The sequence below is a fragment of the Bartonella sp. LB28NMGDW genome, from assembly GCF_042194435.1.
GTDB classification, from domain to species: Bacteria; Pseudomonadota; Alphaproteobacteria; order Rhizobiales; family Rhizobiaceae; genus Bartonella; species Bartonella grahamii.
The window spans coordinates 1-16,659 of the sequence record NZ_JBHIMX010000013.1; the positions used below are offsets into that span (position 1 = coordinate 1).

General features: G+C 37.5%; 15 protein-coding genes and 1 pseudogene. 6 read left to right on the plus strand and 10 right to left on the minus strand.

Going from position 1 to position 16,659, the window contains the following annotated elements:
• Positions 1–416: 416 nt before the first annotated feature.
• The 3 genes from pyrF (at position 417) to ACFIKG_RS07360 (ending at position 4,307) form a co-directional block, all read left to right on the plus strand.
• On the plus strand, positions 417–1,262 hold the full coding sequence (gene pyrF / locus ACFIKG_RS07350) for an orotidine-5'-phosphate decarboxylase (RefSeq protein ID WP_375626423.1): 846 nt from the start codon (positions 417–419) through the stop codon (positions 1,260–1,262).
• Between the two features lie 534 nt (positions 1,263–1,796).
• Positions 1,797–3,290 (plus strand): histidine--tRNA ligase, encoded by a 1,494-nt coding sequence (gene hisS / locus ACFIKG_RS07355; RefSeq protein WP_375651998.1) that lies wholly within the window; start codon positions 1,797–1,799, stop codon positions 3,288–3,290.
• A 471-nt stretch (positions 3,291–3,761) separates the two neighbouring features.
• Positions 3,762–4,307 (plus strand): replication protein, encoded by a 546-nt coding sequence (locus ACFIKG_RS07360; RefSeq protein WP_375651999.1) that lies wholly within the window; start codon positions 3,762–3,764, stop codon positions 4,305–4,307.
• 619 nt (positions 4,308–4,926) lie between these two features.
• Here ACFIKG_RS07360 and ACFIKG_RS07365 read toward each other — a convergent pair.
• Entirely contained in the window at positions 4,927–5,448 is a 522-nt protein-coding gene (locus ACFIKG_RS07365) for a peroxiredoxin (protein WP_375626417.1), read from the minus strand.
• A gap of 216 nt (positions 5,449–5,664) precedes the next feature.
• Here ACFIKG_RS07365 and ACFIKG_RS07370 point away from each other — a divergent pair, with 216 nt between their 5' ends.
• Positions 5,665–7,293, plus strand: a complete 1,629-nt coding sequence (locus ACFIKG_RS07370) for an alpha-D-glucose phosphate-specific phosphoglucomutase (RefSeq protein WP_375652000.1) — start codon at positions 5,665–5,667, stop codon at positions 7,291–7,293.
• Between the two features lie 1,061 nt (positions 7,294–8,354).
• Complete coding sequence (locus ACFIKG_RS07375) at positions 8,355–8,690, plus strand: zinc ribbon domain-containing protein YjdM (protein WP_375618296.1); 336 nt, start codon at positions 8,355–8,357, stop codon at positions 8,688–8,690.
• Between the two features lie 1,138 nt (positions 8,691–9,828).
• On the opposite strand, the gene ACFIKG_RS07380 is transcribed toward ACFIKG_RS07375, so the two are convergent.
• The 4 genes from ACFIKG_RS07380 to murJ all read right to left on the minus strand — a co-directional run bounded on the left by ACFIKG_RS07380 (position 9,829) and on the right by murJ (position 13,723).
• Positions 9,829–10,407 carry a NifU family protein gene (locus ACFIKG_RS07380; RefSeq protein ID WP_015856727.1) on the minus strand — a complete coding sequence of 193 codons (579 nt, stop codon included), beginning with the start codon at positions 10,405–10,407 and terminating at the stop codon, positions 9,829–9,831.
• A 59-nt stretch (positions 10,408–10,466) separates the two neighbouring features.
• Entirely contained in the window at positions 10,467–10,958 is a 492-nt protein-coding gene (locus ACFIKG_RS07385) for a universal stress protein (RefSeq protein WP_375626412.1), read from the minus strand.
• Positions 10,959–11,020: 62 nt separating this feature from the next.
• On the minus strand, positions 11,021–12,091 hold the full coding sequence (gene trpS, locus ACFIKG_RS07390; protein ID WP_375627368.1) for a tryptophan--tRNA ligase: 1,071 nt from the start codon (positions 12,089–12,091) through the stop codon (positions 11,021–11,023).
• A 60-nt stretch (positions 12,092–12,151) separates the two neighbouring features.
• Positions 12,152–13,723, minus strand: coding sequence for a murein biosynthesis integral membrane protein MurJ (gene murJ, locus ACFIKG_RS07395; RefSeq protein WP_375652013.1), 1,572 nt, complete (start codon positions 13,721–13,723; stop codon positions 12,152–12,154).
• A gap of 334 nt (positions 13,724–14,057) precedes the next feature.
• On the opposite strand from murJ, the pseudogene ACFIKG_RS07400 reads away from it, so the two are divergent.
• Positions 14,058–14,289, plus strand: a pseudogene (locus tag ACFIKG_RS07400) (integrase); the annotation flags it as partial.
• Between the two features lie 217 nt (positions 14,290–14,506).
• Here the strand turns inward: ACFIKG_RS07400 and ACFIKG_RS07405 are convergent.
• From ACFIKG_RS07405 to ACFIKG_RS07425, 5 genes are read right to left on the minus strand one after another with little or no spacing between them, the layout of a single operon-like run.
• Positions 14,507–15,112 (minus strand): hypothetical protein, encoded by a 606-nt coding sequence (locus ACFIKG_RS07405; protein WP_375652001.1) that lies wholly within the window; start codon positions 15,110–15,112, stop codon positions 14,507–14,509.
• 10 nt (positions 15,113–15,122) lie between these two features.
• Positions 15,123–15,359 (minus strand): BID domain-containing T4SS effector, encoded by a 237-nt coding sequence (locus tag ACFIKG_RS07410; protein ID WP_375652014.1) that lies wholly within the window; start codon positions 15,357–15,359, stop codon positions 15,123–15,125.
• Complete coding sequence (locus ACFIKG_RS07415) at positions 15,344–16,003, minus strand: Fic family protein (protein WP_375652015.1); 660 nt, start codon at positions 16,001–16,003, stop codon at positions 15,344–15,346. Before ACFIKG_RS07415 ends, ACFIKG_RS07410 begins: the two co-directional genes overlap by 16 nt.
• Positions 15,948–16,280, minus strand: coding sequence for a hypothetical protein (locus ACFIKG_RS07420; RefSeq protein WP_375652002.1), 333 nt, complete (start codon positions 16,278–16,280; stop codon positions 15,948–15,950). Before ACFIKG_RS07420 ends, ACFIKG_RS07415 begins: the two co-directional genes overlap by 56 nt.
• A complete protein-coding gene (locus tag ACFIKG_RS07425; protein WP_375652003.1) occupies positions 16,241–16,552 on the minus strand; it encodes a hypothetical protein in 312 nt (103 codons plus the stop codon). The genes ACFIKG_RS07420 and ACFIKG_RS07425 overlap by 40 nt, the downstream gene beginning before the upstream one ends.
• Positions 16,553–16,659 lie beyond the last annotated feature (107 nt).

Sequence of the window (16,659 nt, forward strand, 5' to 3'; positions counted from 1 at the left end):
AATGCGAGTTTCCATGTTTTATCTCCTTGAATATGCTGGAGATACAATGTCTTTTTGCCAATTATGTTCCAAAAGTGAATAGATATGCGCCAAAAAGGACAGAAAACATCGAAAACAAGACGGTGATCATTATGGTAGGGCATTTTCTTTTAAAACTTTTGTTTAAAGCACGTTCATAGAGAGTTTTTGTTGATCATAAAAAAGGGGTGTAAAAACGACAAGGCACGCTATTGGGATTTATGAGTTCATTGAACAAAATAATATGGATGTTTTTTTGTTTATATTCTTTCACAAATAAAAGCACACTTTGTATAGAGAGCTCTTTCTTTGTGTTTTCAGCATTGTATTCTTTTGACAAATGCTTTTCTTTTTGATTGTATCAAAAAGTTTAAAGACAGACCGTGTTAGGATATAAAATGTTTTGTTCAGCTTTTTTTAAAAATAGTGAGAAATATGGACCGCTTTGTGTTGGTTTTGATCCGAGTCATAAAGTTTTGCAATCATGGAATTTAAGCTGTGATTATAAAGGTCTAAAAGATTTTTGTGATATTCTCTTAGCAGCGGTTGTGGGTAAAGTGGGGATGATAAAACCTCAAGCCGCATTTTTTGAGTTATATGGGGTGGAAGGGCTTCAAATTCTCAAAGAGCTTATTGAAAATGCACAGGCACAAGGTTTGTTGGTTCTCGTTGATACGAAAAGAGGGGATATTGGCTCTACCGCTGAGGCTTACGGTAAAGCTTGGCTTGGTTCAAGCAGTGCGTTTAAAGCAGATGCTATAACAGTCAATCCTTTTTTAGGATTTGATGCTCTCATTCCTTTAATAAAGATTGCAGAAGAAACAAAAACGGCTGTTTTTATGGTTGTTCAATCTTCGAATCCAGAGGGAAGGCACATTCGAAATGCGCGCATTGGTGATCAAACAGTTTCTGTTCATTTGGCACAGCGTATTTTTGAATATAATAGCCAATCTTCAAGTCAATATCATCATGTTGGTCCTATTGGGGCAGTGATTGGAGCAACATTGGGCAATGAAGCAAAAGATACAATCGAACAGTTAGAAAATAACTTATTTCTCGTTCCTGGTATTGGGGCTCAAGGGGGAACAATAACACAATTAACTCAGCAGTTTCCTCAAAGGCTATGGCAGAATCTTATTCCTTCCATTTCAAGATCGATTACACAGGTTGGTCGAAATAGTGTTGATTTAAAAAATGTTATTCATGATTTTGCCGAGCAATCTAAAAATACGCTTCTATCTTAAAGTTTTTTGCTAAGTTATCAAAGAAAAAAAGCTCTTATAAAAGAAGGGGGCTTATCAAATTTTAAGTCAGATACTTCTTTCAAAAAGTGATTTGCTTTATCTAAAGTCAAGAGTTATTTTTGATCTTTTCAAAAAGTGTTCATATATTTGTTATTTTCTGTTGGGATTGGGAGGATCAAATACGGAAAGCAAATGTTTGAAAAAAAATGCAGAAATCTTGGAAATATATGAAAAATTGCTTCAAGGAAGACAAGATATAAGGAAGAAAATGCAAGGAATACCTGAACAGTGCTAAAAGATGAGGCATAAGAGGGCTTGGAGAGTGTATTCGTTTTGGGAACATTTTAGTTTAAGGGCTATGATTCATCTTACAGGATAAACTCTTTTAGAATATCGCTTTATAAGGATATTGTTTTTGTAAAATAAAAGACTCTAACATGTTATTAAAAGTTTTTAGATTGATAAAGTCATTGCAGCGTTGGTTTCTATGGGATAATGGTTATTCGTGAACACATATTGTTGCTAGAGAATAACATGTCATTGAAACAAGAAAAAACCAAAGCCCGTTTACCCCGTGGTTTTGTGGATCGTACAAGTGCACAGTTGTATGCAACTGAAACAATGATTACAAAAATTCGTGAAGTTTATGAACTTTACGGCTTCGAGGCACTGGAAACACCAATTTTTGAATATACGGATGTCTTGGGTAAGTTTTTACCTGATGAAGATCGTCCAAATGCGGGCGTTTTTTCGCTACAAGATGATGATGAGCAATGGATGTCTTTGCGCTATGATCTAACTGCTCCTCTTGCTCGTTATTTTGCAGAGAATTTTGAAGTTTTGCCAAAGCCTTATCGCAGTTATCGTCTTGGTTTTGTGTTTCGCAATGAAAAACCTGGACCAGGGCGCTTTCGGCAATTTATGCAGTTTGATGCGGATATTGTTGGAACATCAACGGTAGCAGCGGATGCCGAAATTTGTATGATGGCAGCAGACAGTTTGGAAAAGTTAGGGTTTCACCAGCATGATTATGCCATTCGCTTGAATAACCGAAAAATTCTGGAAAGTGTTTTAGAATTGATTGGTTTAGGGGAAAGGGAGCAGATTGAAAGGCGCTTAATTGTTCTTCGAGCAATGGATAAACTGGATAAATTTGGTCCTGAAGGCGTGCGTTTGCTTCTAGGCAAGGGGCGTTTGGATGAAAGTGGTGATTTTACAAAAGGGGCCGAGCTTAAGGATAAAGAGATTGAGTGTATTCTTTCCTTACTGACTGTAAATGCAAAAACGGCAGAAGAAATCCTTGATGTTCTCAGACAAGTCGTTGGTCAGAGTGCTCAGGGGCTTGAAGGGGTTCGCGAGCTTGAGGAAATGCAAGCAATCTTTGTCGCTAATGGTTATCACAATCGCATTAAAATTGACCCTTCGGTGGTTCGTGGATTGGAATATTATACGGGACCTGTTTTTGAGGCGGCATTGCTTTTTGATGTTCTCAATGATGATGGGCAAAAAGTTGTTTTTGGTTCTGTTGGTGGCGGAGGGCGCTATGATGGATTGGTGGCACGCTTTCGTGGTGAAAATATTCCGGCAACAGGTTTTTCAATCGGGGTCTCACGCTTGATCGCAGCTTTGCAAAATCTTGGAAAGTTGCCTATGAAGGACACAACAGGGCCGGTTGTGGTACTGAGGATGGATAAAGAGCCAGAGGCAGTTGCTGGTTATCAAAAAATGGTGATGCAATTGCGTGATGCGGGAATTCGTGCTGAGCTCTATTTGGGGGAATCGGGGATAAAAGCACAGATGAAATATGCAGATCGGCGCAAAGCTCCTTGTGTGGTTATCCAAGGTTCACAAGAACGTGAGAGTGGAAAAATACAGATTAAAGATTTGATTGAAGGGGCGCGTTTATCTCATGAGATCAAAGATAATCAAACATGGCGTGAAAGTCGACCAGCACAAGTGACGGTTGATGAAGAGCAATTGGTTCAAACAGTACAAGATATTTTAGCAGCTCAAAGGCGGTTATGGTAAAAGTTTTATAGAAGCGATTGCCTGAAATATTCGGGAAATTTGAGATTCAATTTTTAAAATCTGTACTTTTCTCGTTTAGGCATACTTACGCATGCGTTAAAATGAGCAAAAAAATTTTAACGAAGAAAAAACTCTGAGAAAATTAAAGGGTTTCACGTAACGCTTCTGCAAAAGTTTATAAAAATATTGACAAGTTCATATTGGCTTCATCTTTGAATTCTCATCTATGAGCATCAAATTCTTTGATGTTCTCTTCTTAGACATTACAAAATCTAGCATTATTGCAAAAGGAGGGAGAACGAGAGCGTTTTATCCTAAAAGACTTTTTAAGCTTCAAAAAACAATGGAATGACTTAAATCGAACAATTTTTTACAGGAGCATGTTTGGATGAATTGTAAGCTGCCATAATGGTAACTGACTGATAGTATGCATTATTTCAATAAAATCAATTCTTTAATGGAGAAATAAAAATGGCCCAATATGATTTTACCGTGCTCTATGAACGAAATCCCTTTATTCTTGAAAGACCTGAGAATATTGGAAAATCATTTAAACTCCCTCCTTCAAACTTCGGATTTGAAAATCTTCCGCAAATTACTTTTTCAGGCGCCTCGTCGTGTCGGCGTATGATTTTGGGGCTATCATTTAGTGGTATGAAAGCTTTTTTGGTGATGTTGTGGCAGGTAGGGAAAATGTCAGATGAAGATGATGTGGATTTGTGGTTTGATCAGATAACATTGGATCATGATATTCTTGAGGAATTTTTGACTTGCGATCTTTCAATTCAAGAACCAGAATATCTTAATTTTGAAAGTTTTAAAGAAGGTATCAAAGAATTAGAAGAGAATAAAATTGTAGCGAAGGGGACAAAAAAAGATTGTTATTTCATTAATCCAGATATTTTTGGTCTTCCTGAATGTGATGAAGATTTTGAGCTCGATGAAGAGGAAGAGATAGAAGAGGAAGAAATGAAAAAACACTTTATGGTAGAATATCCAAATAGACGCCTTCTTTAACTGTTTTTCTCTTAGAGAAAAATAAAAGCTTAGAATAAATGACTATTAAAACAGCAATGAATCTGTTTATTGTATGTGAATTGGAATGTTTACGGGATCTGTTTTTATTTAATATTCTTCATGAACGGTTATTTATGCAGAGCCGTTTTTATACCATATTTTTTTCTTGATGCTTTTGTGAAGCTTGCAGTAATGATGTTCATAGCTTTTGTGTTTTAGAGCGTTTATGAGACGCATTTATACTCTTTTTAACCGTTTATTCATATGCCAATCTCACGTGCTAATGAGCAAGAAAATAGTTTTAAGAGATTCAATATAAGAAGGGATAAAATAAAACAATCTTATGATATTCAGTGCCTCTCATTCGACATGAAAAATTATAAATTATCTTTATAAATCAAATTATTGTTTGACACAAAGTTTTTTCAAAGCAGTTAAAACGTGAAATACCTATTAAAAATTTATTGCTGGGATATTTTCTTACCGAAAACGCTCAACCAAATTATAGTGTCTGCTTTGACAAATAGATGTTTCAAAAAATACAAACGACACAAATTTTCTTTACTAAGGAAATTTGTGTCGTTAAATTTTGTTTAAATGGACGACTTTGGGGGCGGAATTAGCTTTTCAAAGCTTTTAAAACATTTTGTGGTGAAGAGACTTCGTAAGGATCTGTCATGCAATTGTCTGAAAAACCCGCTTCTTCAAACCATTGCTCAACCACACCATCATTAATAACGGCAGCATAGCGCCATGATCGCATGCCGAAACCAACATTGTCTTTTGCAACCAGCATACCCATTTTGCGTGTGAATTCACCAGAGCCATCAGGAATTAATTTCACGTTTTTGATATTTTGTGTTTTTCCCCAAGCGTTCATGACAAAAGCATCATTGACGGAAAGGCAATAAATTTCATCAATACCCGCTTGTTTAAATTCATCATAGAGTTTTTCAAAGTCAGGCAGCTGAAAGGTTGAGCAAGTAGGGGTAAATGCTCCAGGAAGAGAAAAAAGAATAACACGCTTTCCTTTAAAGTAAGAATCGCTGTTAACTTCTTGCCACCGATAAGAATTATTTTCACCCACTTCATCTCGGACACGTGTATGGAATGTTACATTGGGAACAGTTTTTTTCATCATAAGGATGCTCCTATATTTTTTACAAAAATTTCGTTTTAAAACAGCTTTTGTCTTTAAAAGCATATCGGAAAGAACGGTTTAAATAAAAGGGATTCTTTAAAAATTCTGACTTCTAACGAGTGTGCAAATATTTCACACTTCCGTCAAGTAGAATTAATGGTCGACTTTGGATACTCTTCACCTTAAAATTAAAGGAAAGAATATGAAGGTATTTACATGACCATAAAGACAGTTTTGACCACGGCTTTTGAGGGGCAAAAACCGGGAACGTCTGGTTTGCGCAAAAAAGTGTCTGTTTTTCAACAACCTCATTATGTAGAAAACTTTATACAGTCTCTTTTTGATAACATTGGACCTCTTGAAGGAAAAATGTTGATTCTTGGGGGCGATGGGCGCACTTTTAATCGTACTCTCCTTCAGATTGTGTTGAAGATGGCAGCGGCGCATGGTGTTTCTTGTGTTAAAATGGGAAGGGGCGGTATTCTTTCTACACCTGCTGTTTCGCATCTTATTCGTAAAACTCATGCCCATGGTGGACTTATTCTTTCTGCAAGCCATAATCCTGGTGGTCCAGAGGGAGATTGTGGTATTAAATACAATGTTTCCAATGGTGGACCCGCTCCTAATTCTTTATGTGATGCTATTTTTGCAACATCGCAACGTCTTTCCTTTTATAAAATTCTTGAAGCACCAGATATTGATTTAGATAGGCAAGGTACGATCTTTATGGGAGCCATGCGGATTGATATTATTGATTCTGTCGCTGATTATGTTGCTTTGATGCAGGAGCTTTTTGATTTTGACTGTATTGCCAAGGCCGTCGCTCGAGGTCTTACTTTACGGTTTGATGCTATGCATGCGGTAACAGGGCCTTATGCTCATGAAATTTTTGAAAAATGCTTAGGATTTTCTGAAGGGACGGTGGTTAATGGTATTCCTTTGCCAGATTTTGGAGGCGGTCATCCGGATCCCAATTTGGTTTATGCCAAGGCTCTTTATGATTTATTGATGTCAGAGCAAGGACCAGATCTTGGCGCAGCCTCTGATGGTGATGGAGATCGTAACCTCATTATTGGTCGTGGGCAATTTGTCTCGCCTTCAGATTCTTTGGCTATTATGGCTGAGCATGCACACCTCATTAAAGGATATCGAAAAGGTGTTGTGGGGATAGCGCGTTCTATGCCGACGGGACGTGCTGCTGATCTGGTTGCGGAAAAACACGGATTAAACTTTTTTGAAACGCCAACGGGATGGAAGTTTTTTGGAAACCTTTTGGATGCGGGGAAAGTAACCTTTTGTGGTGAAGAAAGCTTTGGAACTGGCTCTCATCACATCCGCGAAAAAGATGGTTTATGGGCTGTCTTATTTTGGTTAAATCTTTTAGCGATAACAGAAAAAACTGTCGCACAAATAGTTCAGCAGCATTGGTACACCTATGGGCGTTTTTACACGTTACGGCATGATTATGAAGAAGTCGAAGCAGATAAAGCTTTGGAACTTATAGAACATTTGCGTACGCACTTACCACATGCAGGAACTGAAATTGCTGGATTTTTCGTCAAAAAAGCAGATGATTTTACATATCATGATCCTGTTGATCAGAGCGTTAGCACGCGGCAAGGTATACGTATTTTTTTCGAGAACGGAGCACGGTTGGTGATCCGTTTGTCGGGAACAGGGACGCTAGGTGCTACTTTACGACTTTATTTTGAACAGTATGAAAGTGATCCGCGCAAACACAATTTTAATCCGCAAGAAGTTCTCCAACCTTTGCAACAGGTGGCACTAAAACTGTTAAATATACAACAAGCATTGGGGCGAGATCGCCCTGATATTATCACCTAAGATCAGTGGAATGTTTTTTGTAAAGGTATGATGATTGATCACATGAGGTATGTTTTTAGGGACGTGATTTTATTGGCCATAAGGCAGAGCTTCCATTTTCAAGCTCGTTTTGTTTTTTCCTCTTTTACATGTCAATTGGATTCCTAAAACTTCTGGCTTCTTAAAACCAAATGCTGTAGGTAATTATAATCAGGCATAATCGGGGAATTTATGTCCAATGGTTTCTAATGGTTTGATAGAAATATTTGTTTAATAGGGGGGGCTCATACACAACAAAATACGATCATTGTTGCACATTTCATATGGTTGTCTTAAAGAAGCTTCTCTCTCAAAACGCTAAAAACGTATCTTATGCGTGTTACTTTTGAAAGGGATAACCGGCCATCCATTGAGCAGCACCATTTTTATGCTTATGAGAGAGTAAGACCAGCACCATCATTCACTTTGCCCGCTTTCAATGTTGGCTCTTATATTTGAGAGTATTTAGTATTTTGAATAATTGTTTTACACGGCTCTTCCTACTTGTAACATGCAAGGAAAAGGCTTTGGTTTATTCAATGTAAAAGAGGTTGAGAGAATCTCAGCTTATTTATTGGCTCTCATTCAATATACAAAACCATTAACTATGATTATAAATCAGTCTGTTCTCTAACATTATGACTGTTATCTTTACTTAAATAAAAGGTCAAGTTGAGGCTATCATTTTCTTGTTTCTCAGTTTTTAGCTTTTTGGAAGCGTTTTTATTCAGAGATGTTCCTTTTCTAATTGTTTTTTATTCATTCGTTAATTGTATTGGTGATGTATAAGAAAATGATTTTGATTCATTTATGAGAGAGAATGAAGTGAGTAAATTTTATGATATGCGGGGGCTTATTTAAGTTATATAATGATCAATCATTTTTATAAACCCATGTATGGTATGTGATGATAGCATTCATGAACACAGTTGGCAGATGAAGGTTAAAACAAAGGGAAATGTTTTTCTAAAATAATGGACAATAAGTACTTCTTGCTTTATGACCAGTCATAACAAATGATTTTTCTTTTAAAAGGGGAATTTATGACCCAATATCCCAAATGTCCTCGTTGTGATTGTCTTTATACTTATGAAGATGGTGAAAATTTTGTGTGTCCTGAATGCGCACATGAATGGCCACAAAAAAACGATGATACTGTTCTTGTCAATACTGTTTATGATGCCAATGGTCAGATTTTAACAAATGGAGATACCGTTATGGTGATAAAAGATCTGAAAGTAAAAGGCGCTTCATCTGTTTTAAAAGGTGGTACTAAGGTAAAGAATATTCGCTTGGTGGATGGGGATCATAACATTGATTGCAAAATTCCAGGGATTGGTCAGATGAGTTTAAAGTCGGAGTTTGTGAAAAAAGTTTAGGCATTTATCCCCTTGCAATTGTTTTTGCATTTCGCTGGTTTTTTATTTTTACATTCTTCTCGAATGGGCTTTTTTTGTTGTTTCACAGATTACACCAATCAGATAGAGGCAATATATTTTCCTTTATTGCAAAGCCATGTATCGCAGAGGAATAGTGGCTCTGTCTTTTCTTTTAATACGCAGTTATGGGTGAAGTTGGATGTTGACTTACATGCGACAGTAAAAGTATGTGCTTTATGAGAAGAACAACGCGGTAAAGCAGACAAACTTATTCCTGCTGGATTGAAGAAATATTCTCATTTTTTATTAGATAATTTCTCAAACAATCATAATAGATCTAGCTTAAATGTATTTATTTTTTACAGGTAATTCCACCGTTTGCGTCATATTTATGGAAATGAGATTGAAAATGATAGAGGGGAAATTCTTGATTTTAAGAATAGAAAAAGGACGGTATGATCTTGATAAGGTCGTACGGTTATGCTTTTCCAGTTTTTAGTGCTGCAACAGTCTCTTATAAAAAGTGTGTATAAGAGCTATTAAAAATAGTTTTTGTTATTATCCAGTTTGTGCTGTGTAAGCGGACGATTTTGATTGATACAATAAAAACAGAATTGAAATAAGAAGAATGCCAGAATTCTCATTCAAGTTGCAAAATGTGATCTTTGTTGATTGGCTGCTACAAGAAGTATTTTGCGTGATTTTATCGTTGGGAGAAGTGAGAAAGATGGAGCAAATGGGCACTCTATCTTACAATGTTTTCTTTTTTGGGTTTTCTTTTTTTGTAACGGGTCGTGTTTTCCTAGTTAAAATTGCATGACAAGATTATAAAACAAAATAAATTTAAAGTGCATGCCCATGTTTTGTACTTCTGTGGATATCATTATTGGGTTTGTTGTGAAACAACCGATGCTTCTTAAAAGGGGCTTTAAAACCTTTTTAAGGCATATATGGAGGTGAAAGGTGAGTGAAGGTATTATTATTGGACAGATTTTTTTAACAGTACTGTATTTTTATGGCTGCATAGCTTACTTTTAAAATTTCAGGAATAAAATGACGCAAGATTGTTACACTCCATGTTTGAGCGCTGTTGAAGAGGGGCAATCGGTGTGGTTATTTTACCTATTGAGGTCAATATTTATTGTGGCATGGCTTCAACGCCTAAAACTTCAGGGATAAAATGGCGTAAAAGATTTTCAATACCATGTTTGAGGGTTGCCGTTGAAGAGGGACATCCAGCGCAGGCACCCCGCATATTGAGATAAACAATACCATTCTCAAATCCGCGAAAAGTAATGTCTCCACCATCATTGGCAACTGCTGGGCGGATACGCGTTTCAAGCAGCTCTTTAATGGTTAAGACAATATCAGCATCTTTTTCGTCATAAAATTCTTCGTTAAGGGCATGGGTTTGTGCTTGTATTGTAGCGTTGGTGGTGATTACTGGCTCATTGGATAGAAAATGTTCCATGATTGTGCCTAAAATGACGGGCTTGAGATGTTGCCATTCTCCTTCTTTTTTGCTTACGGTGATAAAATCATAGCCTAAAAAAACACCATTGATATTGGGAATATTAAACAGCTTAGCCGCCAAAGGTGAGTTTTTAGCTGCTTCTTCAGGGTCACGAAATTCTAATACGCCCTCAGAAAGAACCACGCGTCCTGGCAGAAATTTAAGTGTTGCAGGGTTTGGTGTGGTTTCAGTTTGAATAAACATAGACTCTCCTTTTATAATGAAGGATTAGGAAGATCTTACATTGTAGAATATTATATTTTTTAGGCAATAGATCTAATATCGTCATCGGCAAGATTGCTAGGAATAACAATGACAGGAATTGAAAAAGCTGTCCCTTTATTCCCGATTAATTGAACAAGGGGTCCTGGTCCTTCTGTATGTCCACTGGCTGCTAAAACAATTAGTGCAATCCTTTTATCTTCGTCGATCAGTTTGGAAATCTCATCAATTTTTTTTCCTTCACGCACCACTATTTCTGTTTCAAGCGCATGGGTGGTGCGGACTTCACTGGCAATGCCTCCTAATATTTTATGAGCACTTTGCGTTGATTCTGTGCGCATAACGTTGTTTACACCCAGAAAGTGTTGAAATTCCACACTATCAACGACACAAAGTAATACCAATGTTCTATTGGTATTTTGGGCATGCTGTGCGGCAAACGCAACGGCACGCCGACACTCTGGTGTTTCATCAATAATGACTAAGTTCTTTTTCTTGGGTTCTTTTTTCGGATTTTTTGGTTTGGAAATCATGCACTTTCTCTATTTTGTACAAACGATTTTTTTGCTCTCTACAGTTTTTAGTTTTATTATCTTTATGTATCGTGCAAAAATCCAATAATTTCACGAATTTTTTTCATATTTTCTTCTGCGAGCATACTAGCACGTTTAGCGCCATCACGCAAAACAGAGTCGATATAATCACTTTCTTGATGCAGTCGACGTAATTCTTCTGTTATAGGGGCAAGCTTATGGACAGCAAGGTCGGCTAGGGCTGTTTTAAAATGCGAAAATTGTTGACCAGAAAATTCTAAAAGAATCTTTTCTTTGCTGACGTTAGCAAAGGCGGCATAAATACCAAGCAGGTTATCCACTTCTGGTCGTTCTTTTAAAGCGGTCAGGGTATCGGGAAGAGGAGCCGAATCCGTTTTGGCTTTGCGTATTTTTTTTGCGATAAGATCAGCATCATCGGTCAAATTAATGCGTGAAAAATCTGAAGGATCTGATTTTGACATTTTTTTCGTCCCATCGCGCAAAGACATAACGCGTGTGGCTGTTGTTCCAATAAGCGCCTCTGGGAGGGGAAAGAAGCATTGCCTTTTTTCTTCATCCGTTTGCATAGAGATACCAAAATTTAATTCGGCAATACGTTGTGCATAGTCGTTGTTAAATTTTTGTGCAATATCGCGTGTGAGTTCAACATGCTGTTTTTGATCTTCGCCTACTGGAACATGCGTTGCACGATAGACTAAAATATCAGCAGCCATCAAAGTGGGATAGGCAAAAAGCCCGAGGGATGCTTTTTCGCGATCTTTTCCTGCTTTATCTTTAAATTGTGTCATGCGTTGAAGCCAGCCGATACGGGCAACACAATTAAAAATCCAGGCGAGTTCAGCATGTTGAAAAACACGTGATTGGTTAAAAATAATGTGTTTTTGAGGGTCAATACCGCAGGCTAAAAAGGCGGCTGTCACTGTTCTGGTGGATTCCCGTAAAGTAAGGGGATCTGGGTTGACTGTGAGCGCATGCATATCCACAACACAATAGAGGCAGTGATGAGAGTTTTGCAGTTCAACCCAACGCTGAATGGCTCCAAGATAATTGCCAAGATGTAAATGACCACTCGGTTGTACGCCGGAAAAGACAAGTGGTGTGAAGGTATCCATAGGAGTGCTCTTTCTTCAATTAAGGTTATTTGTTTTATTGTTTTTGACAAAGTATAGATATTATGGGCGTTTTTTCAAATTTTTAAGCATGTGAAAAAAGGAATGGGTGTTGAATAAAAAATAGGCACTAAAATAGATCAAGAATATGCCAAGCATGATCCCAACTAAGGTGCTGGCGCGCAATAAAAAGGATGCTTGTGAGGATAAAGGAAAAGACAAAAAACTAAACACATTCAATCCGTAATAGAGGGCTAGTGCACTCAAAAGGGTTGCCATCATGAGACATAATATTCGCTTTATCAGTTGGAAGTCGTATTTCCAATAACCGCGTTTGAGAAGGACACCCCAAAGCAACAGGGCGTTGACCCATCCAGAAGTAATTTCAGCAATAACAATGCCTCGTGCAGAAAAAGAAGGAAATAATGTTAAGGCGAGACTGATATTGATGAAAACGCAAATACCTGTAAAAATCATCGGTGTTTTGGTATCTTCATGGGCAAAAAAATTAGGAATAAAGACCTTAATGAGAACAAAAGCTGGAAGTCCTAGTCCATAAAGTTCCAGTAATTGTGCCACATGATGTGTTGATTGACTGGTAAATTGTCCTCGCTCAAAGAGCAAACTGACAATGGGAGTGGAGAGCAACAAAAAAGCGATGGATGCTGGAAGTGTTAACAATAGCGTTAATTCAATAGAGCGGTTTTGTAAATGGTGGGTTTCTTCATGCTTTTTGCTTCGCAAAGCGCGTGTTAATTCTGGTAAAAGAACGGTTGCAACGGCAATGGCGATTACGCCTAGAGGCAATTGATAAAGACGATCAGCATACATCAAAGAAGAGACAGCACCCGATTGACTAGAAGCAATGTTGGTATTAATGAGCAAATTGATTTGTGTGATGCCACCTGTGATAGCCGCTGGGAATGCTAAAGTTAATAGCTTGCGAACATTAGAACTTAAATGGGGCCAGCGGAAGGATATTTTCATGCCACTTTGACGCAAAGCAAGGGCAATTAAGGTGAGTTGAAGAAGCCCTGCTGCCAATACACCCCAAGAGAGATTTAAGCCAATATGCCAAGCGTCAAGTTTATAAATCCAAGCATAGGCAAGCACACCAATCAGAATAATGTTTAAAAAGAGTGGGGCAATGGCGGCAATAAAATAGCGTCGCAGAGCATTAAGCATGCCTCCCATCATGGCAGCAAGCGACATGCAGGTTAAATAGGGAAACATGATCGCAGTAAAGTGAATTGTAGCGTTAAATTTTGTCGCATCTTCGGTAAAACCTGGGGCAATAATGGTTCGTACCAGAAAAGGCATACTCAGTTCCATCGCAATCGTTAACAGTAAGAGCAGCGAAAAGAGAACGCCAAAGACTTCTTCTGCAAATTTGCATGCCGTTTCTTGACCATCTTCAGTGATTTTTTTTGCAAAAAGAGGAATGAAAGCAGCGTTAAAGGCACCTTCAGCAAAAAAACGACGAAATGTGTTGGGAAAACGAAAAGCAGCGTTAAAGGCATCAGAAACAGGACCGGTCCCTAGCGCTGCTGCCATAAGCATTTCGCGTACGAAGCCAAAAATACGGCTCATAAGGGTTCCGGAAGCAACTGTTGCAATTTTTTTTATCAATGTCATAAAGATATATCGGTTTTGTTGTAAAAGAGAAGCGATGACAGGAGAAATAAACCGTTTTAAATCGTAAAAATCTGATCTGTATCCCAATCAAGGATACTTTTTGTAAGCGTTGTACGACGGTGTTTATCTTTCTGTCAACAATGGTGCTTGAAGACTTTTTTATGCTCCTTGTTTACTGTTGCATTACAATTTTTATTTTGCCATAAAATAATTAAAATTTCTTTTCAAACTGAAATATGGGGGCGATATCATAACAGTTTGAAGGGACATATGGGGATCTATAATGATAATTCCTCTTTATGGTGTGATGTCGTGAATAGTACAACCCAATACCCGTTCTGTTTTACGTGAGGGGCGTGACCCTATTAAAGAACGCAAATAAAATAAAAGCGTGAAGCAATGCGCAATCTTCATTATTTATCCATTATTTAAAAGACAGTACTTTAGATGTTTTTAAAAGTCGTAAGGCTGAGCTAAAAGGTGATGGAAAAGCTCCTAATTTGTTTTTACCTTTACGACTTTATATTCTCCTCAAATTAGGCTGCCTTCCCGTTTTAGAGATTACATAAACAAAAGGATAGGAAGACGTGATCTTTCAACAGCATTTTGCCTGTTCAGGTTTCTTTTCACAGTTAATGAGGATAAAATCTGAGGAAATAAGATAAATTTGTTCTCTCATGGTTTCCATTCCCGTTGAGGTGCGATTGATTTGCCAATGAAAGCAGGCGGGTAAAGGCTATCATTTTTATCAGAGAGGGCAAAAAGTTAAAGTTTATGAATCCTTTAGATATTCATTGCCATTGCTTTTGCGTGCTCTGTTTTGTGAGGTTGAATATTTTCTTGTCTTTTAGGACTCTGATTGACGGTTTCTGTCATTTTTTGCACTTTAATTGTTTCGTTACTAAGAGTGTTGGAACATTTTTTTTCATTATTTTTCTTTATAGATTGATGCTGGATAGATTGATGCTGGTTTGGTGCTAGGCGCTCATCGAATTTATGGTTATAAAAATACATGGGTTGTATATGCTGTTCTATCTCTTTTATTTGCTTGACTATTTCCATAATCTCTTTTGCTTTAACGGTTGATGTGCCAAGACTCTTCGCAAGTCTTTCAGGATTATTTTCCTTTATAGCTTCATGCTCGCTTGAGGATAAGCGCTCATTGATTTTTTTGAGATAAGTCCTTATCTTCCCCCTTAGTTCAGGAGAGTTTGATAAGGTTTCTTGCTGTTGTGCTTTTGACAAGGAAAAGAGATTTTTCATCCAAGCCTTAGGCATTTCTACCGATTGTTCACACCGCCTTTGTTTTACATGATGGGTATGGAGAATGTCTCTTTCTGTTTGTTTAAAAATATTGATATAACGATCAATGGCTCTACAGAGGGGCAAAATATTTGCTTCAGCATGCGCGCGCGTTGTTTTTTATGCCAAATACATTGCTACCAGAAAGTTTAGAAATAGATTGGGGGGAGGTGGCAATTTGATAGGTGAGCTGTTCTCCTTCAGTATGATTTTCATGGATCATCTCAATTCTTTCCCGCAAAATATGACGATTGCCATAAATGATTTGGCACAAAGTTTCGATTTCTTTTCTTCTTGCTTGAATGGATGCGTTGTTTTTTATCCTTGTGGTAATTTCATTGTTGGTAAGGGGGCTATTGTTTCTGCGGGGATAAGCACTTCTTGCTGGTTTTGAACTTTTGGTGCTGTAAAGGAGAGGGCGTCACCGATTTTTAATGTCTGTATTTGCTCTGGGGTGAGATCTTTTTTATTTCCCAAGATGAAAATCCCGTTGGCATCAAGCATGAAGCCATTGGGTCCACTGCCTCTGTAGAAGCCTTTATAGGTATGACCTTCTTTCGCTGTTGTAATAAGATGATGATGAATATTTTCAAACCCAAGATGTTTCATATTGTACATAAATTCTTTTAAAATAAGTATTTTTTTTGGATTTGAGATATCCTCAAGCAGATGTTTTATCTCTTCCTTATCATTATGTTTTAGCGATGCAATGCTGGCAAGATTCATGCGTTTTTCTGTTACAAGAGAAAAGTCGAGTGTGTGACCAGCAACTTGCCCAAGTTTTTCAAAAAACATTCGTTGTGTGCGTCCATTACCTTCTCTGAAGGGATGCGTATAGTTGAGCTGTATTAACATTTCAGTGACATGTTCAACAAATGTTTCGCGGGTTAAGCCTTTTAAACTATTCGTTTCAGAAAGTATTTTATCTAAATTTTCTAGTCCCTCTTGTATCTGTTTTGCTGGGGCAAAAAATACCAGCTTTTTTCATCATTGGCATATAAGCAACGCTACCATCTTTAAATGTAAATGGTTTTTCACGTGTTTGTCCGGCCCATTCAAAAGTATTTTTAAATAGGGTGTGATGAATATATTGGAGATATGTGGAAGTTAATTTTTGCGGTGGCGTTTCTTGGCGTAGATGAATGATTGCTTTTGTTGTATCATGCGCACATTGCACTTTTAATTTTTTATAGTCTTTTATTCCATATTTATTTTTTAAAGTGATACTATTAGGGCAAAAGAAATTCCCGTGCATTGTCTTATTTTCTTCGGTTTCAGGCGATGAGGATAATTTTTCTTGTAAGGTGAGAGGGACGGTGTTCGTTTTTTTGTACCAGTGTCCCAGTATGCCGTTGCTTTTTTGGGGGGCTGTTTCGTTCTTTCTTGATGATCAGAGCATTTTTCCTTTGTCATTTGGGCAGATATTGGATTATTTGTCGCTGTATTGCTGGTCTGTAAAATGTTTTTTTGGAAATCTTTTTGCATTTGCCTCATGGAGGAAGCAGATTGAGCAATTGGTTTGGTCATTTGTTCTTGCAAACTTTGGGACATAACTTCAATGCTGTCATGTAAAGCATGAGGGGCAATCCACGGTGAAAAATGAGCTTTTTCTTTGTTTGAATGGATGCGTTGTC